A 17,689-nucleotide genomic window follows, 5' to 3' on the forward strand; every position below is an offset into this window, starting at 1 on the left:
AAAGTTCAGAAGAAAAAATCTACTAGTAAAATTCCTGATTTAATCTGATATTCTGTATATTTTTATAAGTTTATAACAACTCCAATAGAACCATGGCTGCCTAGCTCTGCAAATGCACCAAATTTATCATCGAAGAAATACCGATACCCAATATGTGCACCTATACCAAAACCGTCATTTCTTCCTCCTATATTTATTCCGGGATATAAGTCCATAGTATGGGGAAGATCTAAGAGATCATTTAAATGAAAATTAGCCCGTCCATAAATAAAAAAATTATCATCATCTGCGCTCCAATAAAAATCGGTACCCCCACCAATGGAAAGCCAATCCATAATTCCGTAATCATAAGTAGCAGTAATTCCGGTTCCATATCCGAAAGCATTAATTCCTAACTGTACTTTTTGGTCTCCAATACCTCTAAAACTCTGAGCATGGGTAAAGGAAATCAGCCCTAAAAAATAAAAAAGTACTATTAATTTTTTCATTATATATGGTTCAGGTTATTCATCTATTTCTAAGATATCGTTGATAAATGAGCAAGATACTTTAAATCGTAAGGGTTCTTCTTGAGTAATAAAATCTTCACAATAGCCTTGCCATATAAGTTTTAAATTACCCTGTTCATCTTTACCGAATTTCAATTCATTATTGTCAGTTTCCAAATCCTCTTCATCATTTAAATTCAGATTTGTATAATATAATTCTTCTGCTTCGCCATTTTCATTTTCTTTTTCTTCATACGAAGGTATTTGAAAAGATTTTCCACAAAGTTGCTGTATAGTTTTTACTGGAATTTCGAAATCTTCAATGGAAAAAGACACTTGCGGGTATTCATTTTGATATGAGTCTTCTTCTACGTGATCTAAATCATCATCTGATTCTATTTCAACTACTAATGTATTTTTCTTGTTAAGAAAAACAACCTTACAAAAACATTTCCTGATGTGATACACTAAGGTTTCATCAGGATGATAAAACTTAATAAGCCCTTTCATCTATTTGTTATATAACGTGTTGCAAAAATATATATTGTGTTATTTTATAAAATTTATTTACTTAAAATAAAAACTATTTTATTCAATTCCTTTAAGGATAAAATATGATTTTTTTCCTCTTTGAAGTAAAACGTATTTTCCTTGAATTAAATTTGATTCATTAATAATAAAATCATCGTTAACTTTTTCTTGATTAACAGAAATTGATTTTTCCTTAAGAGCTCTTTTAGCTTCATTTTTTGAAGATAAAAAACCGCTTATTTCTGATAATGCATCAAGAATTGAAATTCCGTTTTTAAGAATATTTAAAGAAACTTCTTTTTGCGGAACCCCTTCAAATAAAGATAAAAAAGTAGTTTTATCTAAAGATAGGAAATCTTCCTTAGTTGATTTTCCAAACAAAATAGAGGAAGCTTTTATGGCCTTATCCGTTTCTTCCTTACCATGAACCCAACGGGTAACTTCTTCAGCTAATTTTTTTTGTAAAATCCTAAGGGATGGGTTTTCATTATGATTTCTAATTAATGATTCAATTTCTTCCTTGGAGAGGAATGTATATATTTTTATATATTTTTCAGCATCAATATCTGTTATATTTAACCAGAATTGATAAAATTTAAAAACGGAAGTTCTATTTACATCTAACCAAACATTTTCACCTCCCTCACTTTTACCGAATTTAGTACCATTAGCCTTTGTAGTTAGTGGACAAGTTAAAGCAAAAGCTTCTTCACCGGTTTTTTTTCTAATGAGCTCAGTTCCTGTAGTCAAATTTCCCCATTGATCGGAACCACCCATTTGAAGTTTAACTCCTTTTTCTTTGTATAAATGATAAAAATCAAAACCTTGTAAAAGTTGATATGTAAATTCTGTAAAAGACATACCCTCTTGATATTCACCGTTTAATCTTTTTTTAACGGAATCTTTAGCCATCATATAATTAACGGTTATGTGCTTTCCAATATCACGGGCAAAGTCTAAAAAAGTAACATCTTTCATCCAGTCATAATTATTAACCAGTATGGCAGAATTTGACTTGTTACTATCAAAGTCTAAAAATCGTTCTAATTGAGATTTTATTCCTAAAATGTGCTTTTGTAAAGTTTCACTATCCAGTAAATTACGCTCTGCGCTTTTTCCGGATGGATCGCCGATCATACCTGTGGAACCACCCACTAAAGCAACAGGCTTATGACCATGTCTTTGAAAATGAACTAAAAGTAAGATAGGCACCAGGCTTCCTACATGAAGAGAATCTGCAGTCGGATCAAAACCAATATAACCCAGCGTCATTTCCTTATTTAATTGTTCTTCTGTTTCCGGGATTATATTATGAATTAATCCCCTCCAAGTTAACTCTTCAATAAAAGAATTCATATGTTAGATTTTTCAACAGGCAAATTTATAATTTTTCGATGAATATGTTCCATTTATAAGCATAAATTATACTTTTTTTACGGTTTTAACTAAACAAATTAAATATATATTATAATATTTAATATCACATTGGTTTACTTATAATGAATACCCATGAGCCGCTGTATATTCAGAAAAGAAGGCGTAAAAACTATTTATTGTATTTTTGATCCAAAAAAAATGAGAATGTTATTTGTAGATAATAAAAACAATTACAATCCCGAAATTAATTTAGCTATTGAAGAGTATCTTGTAATGAACTTGCCAATTGAGGAAAATTCATATCTTCTTTTCTATATAAATGATCCTTCCATAATCATAGGTAAACATCAAAACACTATAGAAGAAATCAATACAGAATATGTAGAAGAAAAAAACATTAAAGTAGTTAGGAGGTTATCGGGAGGAGGAGCTGTGTATCACGATAGAGGTAATTTAAATTTTAGTTTTATTACCAAAAATGATGGTAATAGTTTTTCAAATTATCAAAAATATTTACATCCGGTACTAGAAGCGTTGCAGCAAATGGGAGTCAATGCAGAAATTAAGGGAAGGAATGATATAGTAGTGGAAGGAAAGAAAATAAGCGGAAATGCTCAATTTGCCACTAACAAAAGAATGTTTACCCATGGAACACTATTATTCAATAGCAACATGGATGAAGTTGTTAACTCTTTAAAGGTAAGAAAAGATAAAATTGAATCGAAGGGAATTAAATCAATCAGAAGCAGAGTAGCCAATATATCTGATTTTGTCACAACAGATTTAACCATAGAAGAATTTAGAGATAAATTACTACTTTCAATTTTTAATGTAGATAAAACAGAAGATGTTAATAAATATGAATTGACGGAAAAAGATTGGGAACAAATAAATAAAATTTCACATCAAAGGTATTCAAATTGGGATTGGAATTACGGACGTTCTCCCAAATTTTATATGGAAAGAAGTCAACGGTTTCCAATAGGTTCCATTGATTTAAAATTAAATGTCGAAGAAGGAAACATTACTGCAATTAAAATATACGGAGATTTTTTCGGAGTGGGAGACCTTGAAGATATAGAGAACAGATTAATAGGAAAAAAATACACAAAATCTTCCGTTGCCGATTCATTAAAAGATATTGATCTATCAACATATTTTGGGAAAATCACACTAGATGAATTTCTTACCCTAATATATTGATAAGTCGGTAATCTTAGAGAAATGTATAATTCTATATATTTTGACACAATTATTATCCAATTCAGGATGCGTTAAATCTATCATATAATTAGTGTATTTTTGTAAAAAGTTAAAAAATAGAAGAAAAACAGATGAAAAATTGGATTGAGGCCGCTAGATTAAGAACGTTACCGCTTTCATTAAGTGGAATTATTTTAGGAGGATTACTTGCCAAATGGAAAGGAAATTTTGATGGAATTATTTTTGGACTGTCTTGTCTTACAACCATATTATTTCAAATCTTGTCCAATTTTGCCAATGATTATGGAGATGGAACCAAAGGAACCGATAATGAGTTACGAGTTGGTCCGGTTCGTGCTATTCAATCGGGAGCTATTACGCAACAATCCATGTTTCGTGCAATTTTAATTACTGTATTTCTGTCCCTACTTTCTTCGGTAGTTCTTCTTTGGTATGCTTTTATCCCCAATTATAAAAGTGAATTTTTTATATTCATTGGTTTGGGAATTGCTTGTGTATTGGCAGCTATATTTTATACTATGGGAAAAAAGCCCTACGGATATATGGGATTAGGGGATTTTTTTGTTTTCATTTTTTTTGGATGGGTTTCTGTTTTAGGAAGTGAATTTCTTTATACAAAGTCTTTTACTTGGGATAATTTGCTTCCCGCCTCTGCAATTGGCTTATTTAGTGTAGCCGTTTTGAATCTAAATAATATGAGAGACATTGAATCGGATAGAATCAGTCATAAAAAAACGCTGGCATTACGATTAGGATTTCAAAATGCTAAATATTATCAAATGGTGCTAATGAATCTTCCTTTTATACTTTGTCTCATTTTCCTGTTAATACATCAGAAAGAATTTGTTATAAAATTAGATAGTTGGTCATCATTAAAACCATTTTTATTTTTTATACTATTTATTCCGAATACTATAGTACGCAGAAAAATTCTTTACACCCAAAACCCCAAAGATTTAGATTTATACTTAAAACCTACAGCATTGTTAGCCTTATGTTTTTCCGTTTTCTTTGGAATGGGATTAAGCCTTTAAAAAAACTATACATGAAAAATAATATAAAACACATATTCTTTGATCTTGATAATACACTTTGGGATACGGATAAAAATTCAAAGTTAACTCTTAAAAATATTTATGAAAATTTAAAAATTGAAGAAAAGTATCAATTACAATTTTCAGATTTTTATATAAGTTATTACAACAGGAATGAAAATCTATGGTCCTTATATAGGCAAGATAAGGTAAGCAAAGCAGATATATTGGAAAAAAGATTCAGGGATACGTTTTTGGAATTTCATATAAATGACCCTGCAATTTGGGATTATTTTAATGCCAATTTTTTAACTCAGATCATGGAAAACAATAATCTAATCGAGTATGCAGAGGAAATTTTAAAATATCTAAAAACAAAAGGTTATCAATTACATGTTGTTTCCAATGGCTTTATACTACAAACCGAACAAAAAGTTCAAGAAACTTGTATTAAAGATTATATAACCACTCTAACCAGCGGAGAAGAAATAAATAAAAGAAAGCCGGCCAAAGAAGTATTTGAATTAGGTCTTAAAAAAGCCCATGCATTAGTGAATGAATCCGCGTTTATCGGGGATGATTGGGAGGCAGATGTACTAGGTTCTCAAAGAATAGGGATGTATCCGATCTATTTTAATTACAAAAAAGAAGATCATTATAAAAATGCAGAAATTCCGATAATTAAAAATTTGTTAGAATTAAAAAATATCTTTTAAATAGATTAAATAGATATTATGATTGAGGTTTATACAGACGGAGCTTCTTCTGGAAATCCGGGAAAAGGAGGGTATGGCATTATAATGAAGCTGAAAGGAACTTCATATGAAAAAAACTTTTCAGAAGGATTTCGCTTAACTACCAACAATAGAATGGAATTATTGGCCGTAATTATTGCTTTGGAAAAAATTAATAAACCCGATCAAGAAGTTGAAATATATTCTGATTCAAAATATGTAGTCGATGCCGTTAATAATAAATGGATTTATGGTTGGGAGAAAAAAAGATTTGAAAAAGTTAAAAATCCGGATCTATGGATTCGATTTATTAGAATTTACAAAAAACATAAAGTAACCTTTCACTGGGTAAAGGGTCATCATGGGCATTTTTATAATGAAAAGGCGGATCAATTGGCAACTGCTGCAGCTAAAGGAGAAAATCTGTCCATTGATATAGGGTATGAAAATCTTATATCAGACAATAAAAATATTTTTTAATTAAATAGTCTAAACCGTTAGAAAAATAATTTGTTAATAAATTAGTAAATAACATGTTAAAAAAAATGTTCATAATTTTATAAATTAGCTCAAGGATTATTAAAAAATAAGATATATGAAAAGTAAAATTGTAATCTATGTGTTCGGATTGATGTTTTTATCATTTATAACATCTTGTGTATCTTACGAGGCAACTTCTTCATATAAAAAATCAAAACATCCTCATTCGAAAAGATATACTTATAATTCCAATAAAACAAATAAACATATTTCAAAATCAAAACCATCGCATAAATCACCCCATATTTCCAAACCGATAAAGAAAGATTCGAATTTAGAATCAAAAAAATACGGAGTTAATAAAAATATAAAATCTACGGATGTTATTTTGGTTTTGAAAGAAGCAGAGAAATATAAAGGGACTCCTTATAAATATGGAGGAAATACATTCAGTGGCATAGATTGTTCCGGTTTAGTTTGCAATGCTTACCAAAGAATAGATGTAAAATTACCAAGACGTTCCATAGATATGTCTAATGCAGGAAAAGATGTAAGTATCTCTCGAATAAAAGAAGGCGATTTATTATTTTTTAATACAGGGGGGAGCTCAATAAATCATGTAGGTATAGTCTATAATATATCCGGTTCAGGCGAAATTACATTCATACATGCCTCAACATCTAAAGGGGTTATAATTAGTTCTCTCGAAGAAACTTATTGGAAAAATAAATTTAAAAAAGCACAAAGGATTCTTTAAGTTAAAGTAAAATATTGTTTAGAATAACACGCTTGCCAGCCGGATAATTCGAAGTTTATTATATAAAAAAACCTTTTAATCATCTTAAAGATTAAAAGGTTTTATAGTATTATCATTTTGGTGAAATAAAAATCTTTACGATTTAAATTTCGCCCAATAATTTCTTAGCTATAATATTGCGCTTTAAGTTCTTTAACTTTTGCGTCAGATAAGTACTCATCATAGCTCATATAGCGGTCAATGATACCTTTAGGGGTTAATTCAATGATTCTGTTACAAACAGTAGATAATAATTCATGGTCATGAGAAGAAAGTAAAATAGTACCCTTAAAATTGGTTAACGAGTTGTTAAGAGCCGTAATACTTTCCAAGTCTAAATGGTTGGTAGGCTCATCAAGAAGTAAAACATTAGCTTTAAATAACATCATTCTTGAAAACATACAACGCATTTTTTCACCTCCCGAAAGAACTTTGCAAGATTTTAAAGCTTCATCACCACTAAATAGCATTTTACCTAAAAATCCTCGAATATATTCTTCATGCCTTTCCTCATCTGTATTCACATACTGACGAAGCCAATCTACAAGGTTATCGTCCGATTGAAAATATTTTGTATTATCTAAAGGAAGGTAACTTTGCTTAGTAGTTATACCCCAAGAATAACTCCCTTTATCAGGTTCTGACTCTCCGGATAATATTTGAAAAAATTCTGTAATAGCCAAAGAATTTCTGGATAGAACGGCAACTTTATCTCCCTTTTTTAGGTTCAAGTCAATATTGCTGAATAACAATTCACCATCTTTAGTTTTTTCCAATCCTTTAACGTCCAATATTTGATCCCCGGCTTCACGTTCTTGTTCAAAAATAATTGCCGGATATCTTCTAGAAGACGGCTTGATATCTTCAATATTTAATTTTTCGATCATTTTTTTACGAGCCGTGGCTTGTTTTGCTTTAGCAACATTAGAACTAAACCTGGAAATAAACTCTTGAAGTTCTTTCTTTTTTTCCTCAGCCTTTTTGTTTTGTTGAGCTCTTTGACGGGCAGCTAATTGACTGGCCTCATACCAAAATGAATAGTTACCGGTATATAAATTTAATTTTCCGAAATCCAAATCGCAGGTATGAGTACAAACTGCATCCAAAAAGTGACGGTCGTGCGAAACAACAATTACAGTATTTTCGTATCCCGCCAAGAAATCTTCTAACCAAGATATGGTTTCAATGTCTAAATCATTCGTAGGCTCATCAAGAATAAGAACATCAGGATTTCCGAATAAAGCTTGAGCAAGTAATACTCTTACTTTGTCAGCATTTTCCAATTCAGACATCATTTTATAATGTGCATCGTCTTTTATTCCAAGATTAGATAATAAAGTTCCTGCATCAGACTCAGCATTCCAACCTCCCATTTCTTCATAAATAATACCTAATTCTCCCGCTTTAACTCCATCTTCATCAGAAAAATCAGGTTTGGCATATAAAGCATCCATTTCCTCCTTTATGTGGAAAAGTTTCTGATTCCCTTTAATAACCGTTTCCAGTACAGGATATGCATCATAAGCAAAGTGATTTTGTTCCAATACAGACATTCTTTTATCTGTTTCAAGGCTTACACTTCCTGTAGTTGGTTCAACATCGCCGGATAGAATTTTCAAAAATGTAGATTTTCCTGCTCCATTAGCTCCAATAATTCCATAACAGTTTCCTTTCGTAAATTTTACATTAACCTCATCAAAGAGTACTCTTTTTCCAAATTGTAAAGATAAATTTGATACTGTAAGCATATACTTTAATAAATTTGTACAAAAGTAGTAAGAAAAACTTTGATTATGAAATTTGAAAATAAAGTAAATATACTGAATAGAAAAGCTAGATTTAACTATGAATTATTAGATAAATATGATGCAGGTATAGTTTTACATGGTACTGAGATAAAATCTATTAGATTAGGGAAAGCAAGTATAGCAGAGAGTTTTTGTCAGATTATTAATGGCGAATTATATGTAATAAATATGACCATTGACGAATATTATTATGGAACTCGTTATAATCATACAATAAAAAGGGAAAGAAAACTGTTATTACATAAAAAGGAAATTAACAAACTGTTAAGAAAAACTAAAGAAACAGGATTAACGATTGTTCCTACAAAATTGTATATCAATGAAAAAGGAATTGCGAAGATCCAAGTATATCTTGCGAAAGGGAAAAAATTATATGACAAAAGAGAAGCGATAAAAGAAAGAGAATCCAAACGAAATATTAACAGAATGGTAAAGAAATATTAATTTTTTCTTGGGAGTTAGATAATAAAAATGTTACTTTGCAACCTAAAAATTAGATTTTTATATATGAAAAAGTTCAATTTGTTACTTACAGGATTGGCTACAACGTTAGCAACTACTGTATTTGCTCAAAACATTTCGGATAAGTGGTATATCGGGATTGGAGCTCATGCGGTAGACTATACTTCTGTTCGTGGTATCTTTGACGGATATTTTGATACCGATGATTATAGTATTGTACCACCGTTGTCTAAATTAACAGTAGCTAGAAGCATAGCTAAAAACTTTGCAGTTGACTTGCAAGCTTCAATTGGAGAAATAGACAATAAAAGATTAAAAATTAAAGATGAATTCTTTGTTTTAGCTGGCTTAGGTATTAGATATACCCCATTAAGTGAATCCAAATCTTTAAAATGGTTAGATCCATATGTAAGAGTAGGGGCAAATTACCACAAATATTCTTATAAAGGAATTAAAATCGTTGAAAACGATCCAACCACTCACTTAGACGCTTACGATGATGATTATAATCCTAAGAAAAATTATAAACTAGGAGGTAAATTTACCGGTCATGATAATAATTTCATATTAAATGGTGGAGTAGGTATTAACTTCTGGTTTACAAAAAACTTTGGTATAAATCTAGAATCTCAATATAACTGGGCAACAGCATATTCTAAAGATTACATAAATTTCTTCCAACATTCAGCATCGATTATATTTAAATTCGGAGCTAAGAAAGAAGAACCACTTCCGCCACCTCCACCGGTAGAAGAACCAAGTGATAGAGATGGGGACGGTATTCCAGACGATCAAGACAGATGTCCGGATACACCGGGATTACCACAATTCCAAGGATGTCCTGATACAGACGGAGACGGTATTCCGGACGACCAAGACAGATGTCCGAATGCAGCAGGACCTGCACAATTCCAAGGATGTCCTGATACAGATGGAGACGGTATTCCTGATGTTGATGATGCTTGTCCAACCGTAAAAGGGCCAATTGAAAACAAAGGTTGTCCTTGGGAAACTAAAGACGTTACTTTCAGGTTAAAAAATATCAACTTTGAATTTAACAGCTCTAAATTAACAGCAGAATCCTTACCATTAGTAAAAGATGCAGCTAAATTATTAAAAGATGAAAGTTTTGATGGTAAAAAATTCTTTGTAGACGGACATACCGACAGAGTAGGATCTGTAGCCGTAAACAATAGAATATCAAAACAAAGAGCACAATCTGTAGTTAACGAATTAGTTAATGAAGGTGTAGAAAAAGATAGATTGATAGCTAGAGGCTTTGGAAAAACAGAATTATTATGTAAACAAGCAGATATCAATACTAAAAAAGACGAAGAAGGAAATATACTATATCCTGACCAAGAATCTTGTGATAGATCTAACAGAAGAGTGGTAGTTTTAGATCAGGCAGGAGATAAAGTTTCCGTAACAAAAGAAGTGAAAGTTAAGAAATAATTGATCTACAAATAAAAAAACCATCCTTATTAGGATGGTTTTTTTATATATTGGAATAGAATTTGTTTAGTAGAATAAAATAAATCATAGTAGTAAGAAATTAATATGAAAAAATTTAAATTATTGATTACAATAGGAGCTGTTATAATGGCCATTGTAACTAAAGCTCAAAATACTACAGAAAAGTGGTATGTGGGGATAGGGATGCATGCAACTGACCATACGTCAGTGCGTGGTATCTTTGACGGATATTTTGATACCGATGATTATAGTTTTTCTTTTCCATTATCAAAATTAACTGTAGCAAGAAGTATTGGTAAAAACTTTGCAGTTGATTTACAAGCTTCAATAAGTGATATGGATAACAAAAGATTAAAAATAAAAGACGAATTTTTTGTTTTAGCAGGTTTAGGTCTTAGATTTACACCACTTAGTGAGTCAAAATCATTAAGATGGCTGGACCCATATGTGAGAGTAGGTGCAAACTATCACAAATATTCTTATAAAGGAATTAAAATTGTTGAGGATGATCCTTCTACTCACTTAGATGCTTATGATGATGATTATAACTCAGATAAAAATTATAAGTTAGGAGGTAAATTTACAGGAAAAAATGATATGTTCGTAGTAAACGGGGGTGTAGGTATTAACTTTTGGTTTACCAGAAACTTTGGTTTAAACATAGAATCTCAATATAACTGGGTAACTAATCAATCAAAAGATTATTCTGACTTCTTTCAACACTCAGCATCCTTAATATTTAAATTTGGAGCTAAAAAAGAACAACCATTACCACCACCTCCGGTAGCACCGAGCGATAGAGATGGCGACGGTATTCCAGATGATCAAGACAGATGTCCGGATACACCGGGATTACCACAATTCCAAGGATGTCCTGATACAGACGGAGACGGTATTCCGGACGATCAAGACAGATGTCCGAATGCAGCAGGACCTGCACAATTCCAAGGATGTCCTGATACAGATGGTGACGGTATTCCTGATATAGATGATGCTTGTCCAACAGTAAAAGGACCAATTGATAACAATGGTTGTCCTTGGGAAACTAAAGACGTTACATTTAAATTAAAAAATATCAACTTTGAATTTAACAGCTCTAAATTAACAGCAGAATCTTTACCATTAGTTAATGATGCAGCAAAAATGTTAAATGACGGAAGTTTTGATGGTAAAAAATTCTTTGTAGACGGACATACAGACAGAGTAGGATCTGTAGCCGTAAATAATAGAATTTCAAAACAAAGAGCACAATCTGTAGTTAACGAATTAGTTAAAAACGGAGTAAGCAAAGATAGATTGATAGCAAGAGGATTCGGTAAATCAGAATTGTTATGTAAACAACAAGATATCAATGCTAAGAAAGACGATAAAGGAAATATTCTTTATCCGGATCAAGAAACTTGTGATAGAGAAAACAGAAGAGTTGTGATCTTAGATCAAACCGGTTCAAAAGTATCAATCACAGAAGAAGTTAAAGTAAAAACTCCTAGTCACAGAAGAAGATAATTTACTAAACAAACTTTTCTAATAAAAAAGTCATCCAAATTTTGGATGACTTTTTTTATTCATTATTTATAAAAGCATAATAAAATAGTACAATTATTAAATAATGATTTATAAAAAAAATAATAGCTGTTAAAGAAATTTTAAAGATAAAAAATAAGCATATTTAAAATGTTTTTTTAATAGGGATAATACCGATTAACAAAAGCTATTTTAGTTAACTTTGTAATTAAATTATAAATAACGTGAAAATAATAGCAGTTATTCCTGCAAGATATGCAGCCTCTCGTTTCCCTGCAAAGCTTATGGGAATGTTAGGAGAAAAAACAGTCATACGGTCAACCTATGAAAATGCAATCAAAACCCGGCTATTTTCAGATGTATTTGTGGTAACTGATTCCGAAATAATTCATAATGAAATTACCAGAAACGGAGGTAAAGCCATTATGAGTAAAAAGGAACATGAGACAGGAAGTGATCGAATTGCAGAAGCTGTTGATAATTTAGAATGCGATATCATCATAAACATACAAGGAGATGAACCTTTTGTAAAAACCGAACCGTTAGCAAGGCTAATTGAAGTATTTAAGAAAGATCAAGATAATAAAATTGATGTTGCTACTTTGATTCGTAAAATGGACGATTGGAATTTAATTGAAGATTCAAATTATGTAAAAGTAGTTAAAGACCAAAATGACTTTGCACTATATTTTTCACGTTCAGTTATACCTTATCCTCGTGAAAAATCATTTCAAGCGGATTACTATGAGCATGTAGGTGTATATGCTTTCCGTAAACAAGCCTTACTAGATTTTGCAAAATTACCGATGTTACAAAACGAACAAGCAGAAAAGGTTGAGTGCATACGATATTTAGAATATGGCATGAAAATTAAAGTAATAGAGACTGATTTTGTAGGAGTTGAAATAGACACTCCGGAGGATTTAGAAAAAGCAAATGAAATATTAAAAAAACAGATAAACGAGAAAAAATAAAAATATGAAATTCAGAAATTTCCCAATGGTTCCCCGTGTAATTTATGGACGTGGAAGCTTTGATCAAACTTCAGAAATTATTGAAGAAAAAAGAAATAAAGATTATCCATTTATTTTTTTAGTAGATAAAGTGTTTGAAGGAAAAGAATTAGAAAAAAGAATTCCCTTAAAAGGAAAAGATAAAATTATATTTATAGATACTACTGATGAACCCAAAACCAAAGGAATTGATGCGATCAGAGATTCATTAAAAGAGGAATATGGAACCGTTTCCGGAGTTATTGGAATAGGAGGAGGAAGTGTAATGGATTCGGCAAAAGCTGTTGCAATCATGATGAATAGTGAAGGATCTTCTTCGCAATATCAAGGGTGGGATTTAGTGAAGAATCCGGCTGTTTATCATGTAGGTATACCAACTATTAGTGGTACAGGAGCAGAAGTTTCCAGAACTTGTATATTAACCGGGCCGGAAAGAAAATTAGGTATTAATTCAGATTTTACCCCTTTTGATCAAGTTATTTTGGATCCATCTTTAGTAAAAGGAGTAGAAAAAAATCAGGCATTTTTTACCGGTATGGATTGTTATATTCATTGCATTGAGTCTTTAACAGGAACTTATCTTAATGCTTTCAGTAAAAGTTACGGAGAAAAAGCATTAGAGCTTTGCCAAAAAGTATATGTTCATAAATCTGAATGGGATGATGAGTCTGATGAAGATTTAATGATGGCATCTTGGCATGGAGGAATGAGCATCGCTTATTCACAAGTAGGAATTGCTCATGCGGTGAGTTACGGACTTTCTTATTTACTAGGAACTCATCACGGAGTAGGTAATTGCATTGTTTTTGACCGATTAGAAGAGTATTATCCGGAAGGAGTTAAGGAATTTAAATATATGGTTGAAAAAAATCAGATTGAAATCCCGCAAGGTGTATGCAAAGGATTGTCTGATGAACAATTCAATACTATGATTAATGTTTCTTATGGAATGGCACCGCTTTGGGAAAATGCTTTAGGTAAAGATTGGCAGAAAATAATGACTAAAGAAAAATTAAGAGTACTTTACGAAGAAATGTAAATACTATTATTCGAAAAATAATAGTTCAATTAATGCAAAGATATAAATTGAAGAAAAATGATAATTCCAGGATAACTTTAAAGTTGCCTGGAATTTTTTTACAGTCAACCCTTTTTTAAATCATATATGAAGAAGCTTTTTTTCGCTTTGCTGATATTCCTTTTGAACATATGTTATTCTCAGACGGTAGAACAAATAATAAACAAACATTTAGAAGTTACCGGAGGAACACATCATTGGAAAGAATTGAATTCGATAATAATTAGAGGAGATATAATTTTAGGATTAAATGAGTCATATCCTATAGAAATTTATCAGCAGAGACCGAATCTTAATAAAACTTGTATAGAAATACAGGGAAAAAAAATTATTTTAAATGCTTACAACGGAAAGAAAGCTATACAATATAACTTTCAAACGAATTCCCTTGAAAAAAAAAATAATTACGTTCCTGAAGCATTTGAATCGGATTTAATTGATTATTCTGCAAAAGGGTTTCTTCCGGTATTTCTTGGAGAAGAACGTATTGATAACAAGAATTGTTATAAAATTAAACTAACTAATAACAGAGAATCAGAAATTTATTACTTTGATAAAATCAGCTATCAATTAGTTAGAGAAGATACTTCAAACGAAAGTAAATTATATTCAGATTTTAAATTAGTCTCCAGACTAATCTTTCCTTATCGTTTAGTAGTCAAAAACAAGGAGGATGACTCAGAATTTATTCTTGTATTTAAATCGCTTGAAATTAACAAGATCATTCCTGAAAAAGAATTTAAATTTTAAGAATAAAGAAAAATTTAAAGCACTCTCATAAATATATAAAAGAGTGCTTTATTTTATTTTAGCTTAAAGGATTACTTCTTAATTACATTTTTGGATATAGAATTACCATTCCCCGTAATATTTATGGTATATATACCCGCAGGATAATTAGTAAGATCTATAGAAAAAAGCTGATTTTTTTCAACTTTTGAAAATAATAAGCTACCAGCCAAATTATAAACTTTAACGTGGCTTGTATTTCCTCTAAATTGAATAGCACCTAAATCGATAGTAAAAACTCCTTCAGAAGGATTAGGGTAAACTTTAAATGTTGGGGTTTCTGAAAAAATTTCATCGGTTTGGAGTTGCTTGTAATTTAAACTGCATACATTTAAAGAAAAAGATTTTAAAGTACCCGTATTTTTAGGATAATGATCTGCTACCCCTAATAGCCATTGCCCGCTATAATTTTTCTTAAATAAAGAATGAAGTGGATTATAAGGTTTTATTGTACCTATAGTTGGAGAGGAACAATTCATTGTAATTCCAACATCATCAAAGGTTGCATTTAAACCTGAATTATTTGGGCACGAATGATTCCACAAAACCGCAGATTTATAATCATTTTGACCTGGAGTTTGTAATACAATAAATAAATCTTCAATATTTGGATGATCTACATCAACAGTAGCTTGTAGTTTAATCAGTTTATCATAATTCTCATTATCAGGAACAGTAACTGCCATAACAGCATACTTCGAATTTGAATGATCACCATTCCCGTCAGGTATAGCAATCGGATTAAAGGTTGAATTATATTTTTTACAGATTACTTCTGATTCATATCCTATTGAAAAATATTCGGTTAAGGCAAAATAGATATTATTACTTGCCTCAATCATTATTTTTGCTTTTTTAGCGATAAGATCAGCAGGTAAATTCACGGTTGCATTTCCTGAATTCGGAATTTGATCAGCCAAAGGAGTTATAGTTTGCCCCTCATCTGTAACTAATGAAATATTCACATACTGTGTATTAAATGGCTGTGCTGTTGTATTAGCAACATTCCATAATACGTTGATTGAACTTCCTTTCTTAGCTATATAATCAGCTGTAGGAAATGTTGCGATAAATGGTCCCCCACTATCAGAAACCATAACTTCTTTAGTTTCAATCTTAGTTTGAGGTTTATTAGGATTATTATCTCGCACGGTTACAGTAAAATTCAGGGCTCTTTTGACGTTGGAAACAGTCTCCCATGTATTTGGAGAGTAAATACCGGTAGTTAAAGCGGGAAAATATCTCCTTGTAGAAGTTGTCGGTAGAAAAGATCTGAATATAGGACCGTATGTTTGTGAAGAATCGACACGAATAACATCCTTACGAGCATTATCAATTTGTTCCCAACAAAAAGTCAGCTCATCCCCATCAGGATCTGTTGTACCTTCTGCATCCAAATAAAACCGTGTACCTATAGGAATGGTCACACTAGAGGGGCCTACATTTACTACGGGCGGATGATTAGGAATTTGATTGATTGTTCCACAGGTTTTAGGCTGTAGATTTTTATAAATTTGCTGAATACTGGCTGAGTGAAAATAAGCATCTGAATTTAATTGCACATTGGCTGAAGTGATACCTGCGTATCCCATTATCGTACTTCCGCTTCCCGGTTCAATATTAACTCCTGTATTTTCAAGCCAACAGGAAAAAGTATGATTAGCTCCCAGCTGATGTCCCATTTCATGAGCTACGTAATCAATATCAAAATGATCACCGGAAGGATTATTATTTGAAGGAGAAGTTATCCCACTGCCTTTTCCTGCAGAAGTAGGAATTCCGTTTGGATCCATTTTAGGACTAATACATATACAACCTATGCAACCGGCATTTCCCCCTCCACCATTGCCGCCAAAAAGATGACCAATATCATAGTTATCTTCTCCAACTACTACTGTTAATGTTTTTTGAAGTTCCATATTCCAGTTATTTATAAAAGAAGCATCAGAATAAGGATCTGTATTTGGATCTTCATATATAAGAGAAATATTATTAATCATTTTAAGATTTACAGACAGATCTCTTTCCAAAATACCATTCACCCGGGTCATGGTGATATTTATCTGCTGTAAAGCTCCGGTCACCCCGCCAAAATGCTGAGTATATTCACCGGTTACTGATAGAGCTAATCTATACGTGCGAAATTTTCGATCACTCGATATAATTTTATAAGAATTTGATTCTTCCGAAATAATTTCATCAACTGTATTACAATTGAAATCATTAAAGCTATTTTTCTCTCTAATACGAACTGAATAAACTTCTCCATCGGTTGTATAAGGATCAATGAGCTGAATGGTGCCCGTATTATCCATAATCATTGAATTGAATTGATTGGGGGAAATACTGAATCGAATATATTTGTTCGTATCGTCTAAACCGATTCCTGCATATGAATACATTTCGTATTTATTTTCAATTTCTTCATCCATTACAGGGGCATGATAAACCGAAAATCTTTCTATTTTTCCTTCCGATGTGGGAACGTATACTATGGTAGGAGCTTGGTTAGTTTCTCTTAATACGGAAGATTTTAATTGTTTTTTTAAAGAATAAAAATCAACGGTATATAGTTCTTCAATGCGTAAATTGATATTTTCACTTCTAATCTTTTTTCCTGTTAAGCTTGTTCTCTTCCAATAATTTTGTGCTGAAAGAGATATGCTAAGCAGAAAAATACTAATAGTTAATAAAAAATTTTTCATATATCTCTATTTTGTATGTTATAATAATAGCAAAAATATACATTATAAATTAATAAGCAATAATATCATTAATTATTTATGATTATTAACTATAAAATATGAATTATAATTTTCCTATCAATAGTTTTTATAAAGAGAAAAATTGAAATAATATTTTAGATTTATAGTAT

16 protein-coding genes are annotated in these 17,689 nt (G+C 31.2%); 11 read left to right on the forward strand and 5 right to left on the reverse strand.

The annotated features are described in order from the left end of the window. Positions 1-62 precede the first annotated feature (62 nt). From GYM72_RS00250 to tyrS, 3 genes are all read right to left on the reverse strand, one after another. A complete protein-coding gene (locus GYM72_RS00250; RefSeq protein WP_220264307.1) occupies positions 63-488 on the reverse strand; it encodes a DUF6646 family protein in 426 nt (141 codons plus the stop codon). 15 nt (positions 489-503) lie between these two features. After that, positions 504-998 carry a hypothetical protein gene (locus GYM72_RS00255; RefSeq protein WP_160568630.1) on the reverse strand — a complete coding sequence of 165 codons (495 nt, stop codon included), beginning with the start codon at positions 996-998 and terminating at the stop codon, positions 504-506. Positions 999-1,076: 78 nt separating this feature from the next. Then, positions 1,077-2,375 (reverse strand): tyrosine--tRNA ligase, encoded by a 1,299-nt coding sequence (gene tyrS, locus GYM72_RS00260; RefSeq protein ID WP_220264308.1) that lies wholly within the window; start codon positions 2,373-2,375, stop codon positions 1,077-1,079. Positions 2,376-2,528: 153 nt separating this feature from the next. On the opposite strand from tyrS, the gene GYM72_RS00265 reads away from it, so the two are divergent. From GYM72_RS00265 to GYM72_RS00285, 5 genes are all read left to right on the forward strand, one after another. Then, a complete protein-coding gene (locus GYM72_RS00265) occupies positions 2,529-3,599 on the forward strand; it encodes a lipoate--protein ligase (protein ID WP_303839269.1) in 1,071 nt (356 codons plus the stop codon). Between the two features lie 131 nt (positions 3,600-3,730). Continuing rightward, on the forward strand, positions 3,731-4,654 hold the full coding sequence (gene menA, locus GYM72_RS00270) for a 1,4-dihydroxy-2-naphthoate octaprenyltransferase (protein ID WP_160557621.1): 924 nt from the start codon (positions 3,731-3,733) through the stop codon (positions 4,652-4,654). A gap of 11 nt (positions 4,655-4,665) precedes the next feature. Further along, positions 4,666-5,370: an HAD family hydrolase gene (locus GYM72_RS00275; RefSeq protein ID WP_220264309.1), complete on the forward strand. Its 705-nt coding sequence runs from the start codon at positions 4,666-4,668 to the stop codon at positions 5,368-5,370. Positions 5,371-5,385: 15 nt separating this feature from the next. Beyond that, positions 5,386-5,868, forward strand: a complete 483-nt coding sequence (gene rnhA / locus GYM72_RS00280; RefSeq protein ID WP_220264917.1) for a ribonuclease HI — start codon at positions 5,386-5,388, stop codon at positions 5,866-5,868. Positions 5,869-5,983: 115 nt separating this feature from the next. Continuing rightward, a complete protein-coding gene (locus GYM72_RS00285) occupies positions 5,984-6,625 on the forward strand; it encodes a C40 family peptidase (RefSeq protein ID WP_255571510.1) in 642 nt (213 codons plus the stop codon). A gap of 164 nt (positions 6,626-6,789) precedes the next feature. On the opposite strand, the gene GYM72_RS00290 is transcribed toward GYM72_RS00285, so the two are convergent. After that, positions 6,790-8,412, reverse strand: a complete 1,623-nt coding sequence (locus GYM72_RS00290; protein WP_160542542.1) for an ABC-F family ATP-binding cassette domain-containing protein — start codon at positions 8,410-8,412, stop codon at positions 6,790-6,792. A 45-nt stretch (positions 8,413-8,457) separates the two neighbouring features. Between GYM72_RS00290 and smpB the strand changes: the two genes are divergently transcribed. The 6 genes from smpB (at position 8,458) to GYM72_RS00320 (ending at position 14,775) form a co-directional block, all read left to right on the forward strand. Further along, positions 8,458-8,916, forward strand: coding sequence for an SsrA-binding protein SmpB (smpB, locus tag GYM72_RS00295; protein WP_220264310.1), 459 nt, complete (start codon positions 8,458-8,460; stop codon positions 8,914-8,916). A 63-nt stretch (positions 8,917-8,979) separates the two neighbouring features. Further along, positions 8,980-10,389, forward strand: a complete 1,410-nt coding sequence (locus tag GYM72_RS00300; RefSeq protein ID WP_220264311.1) for an OmpA family protein — start codon at positions 8,980-8,982, stop codon at positions 10,387-10,389. Between the two features lie 105 nt (positions 10,390-10,494). After that, the gene (locus GYM72_RS00305) at positions 10,495-11,916 is read left to right on the forward strand and encodes an OmpA family protein (protein WP_220264312.1); all 1,422 of its coding nucleotides are present in this window, start codon (positions 10,495-10,497) and stop codon (positions 11,914-11,916) included. A 242-nt stretch (positions 11,917-12,158) separates the two neighbouring features. Further along, complete coding sequence (kdsB, locus tag GYM72_RS00310) at positions 12,159-12,908, forward strand: 3-deoxy-manno-octulosonate cytidylyltransferase (protein WP_220264313.1); 750 nt, start codon at positions 12,159-12,161, stop codon at positions 12,906-12,908. Positions 12,909-12,912: 4 nt separating this feature from the next. Beyond that, positions 12,913-13,986, forward strand: a complete 1,074-nt coding sequence (locus GYM72_RS00315) for an iron-containing alcohol dehydrogenase family protein (protein ID WP_220264314.1) — start codon at positions 12,913-12,915, stop codon at positions 13,984-13,986. Positions 13,987-14,112: 126 nt separating this feature from the next. Further along, entirely contained in the window at positions 14,113-14,775 is a 663-nt protein-coding gene (locus tag GYM72_RS00320; RefSeq protein WP_220264315.1) for a histidine kinase, read from the forward strand. Between the two features lie 71 nt (positions 14,776-14,846). Here GYM72_RS00320 and GYM72_RS00325 read toward each other — a convergent pair whose 3' ends face one another. Continuing rightward, positions 14,847-17,519 (reverse strand): reprolysin-like metallopeptidase, encoded by a 2,673-nt coding sequence (locus tag GYM72_RS00325; protein WP_220264316.1) that lies wholly within the window; start codon positions 17,517-17,519, stop codon positions 14,847-14,849. Between the last annotated feature and the right edge of the window lie 170 nt (positions 17,520-17,689).

The organism is Apibacter sp. ESL0404 (assembly GCF_019469245.1).
In the GTDB taxonomy this organism is placed as follows: Bacteria; Bacteroidota; Bacteroidia; order Flavobacteriales; family Weeksellaceae; genus Apibacter.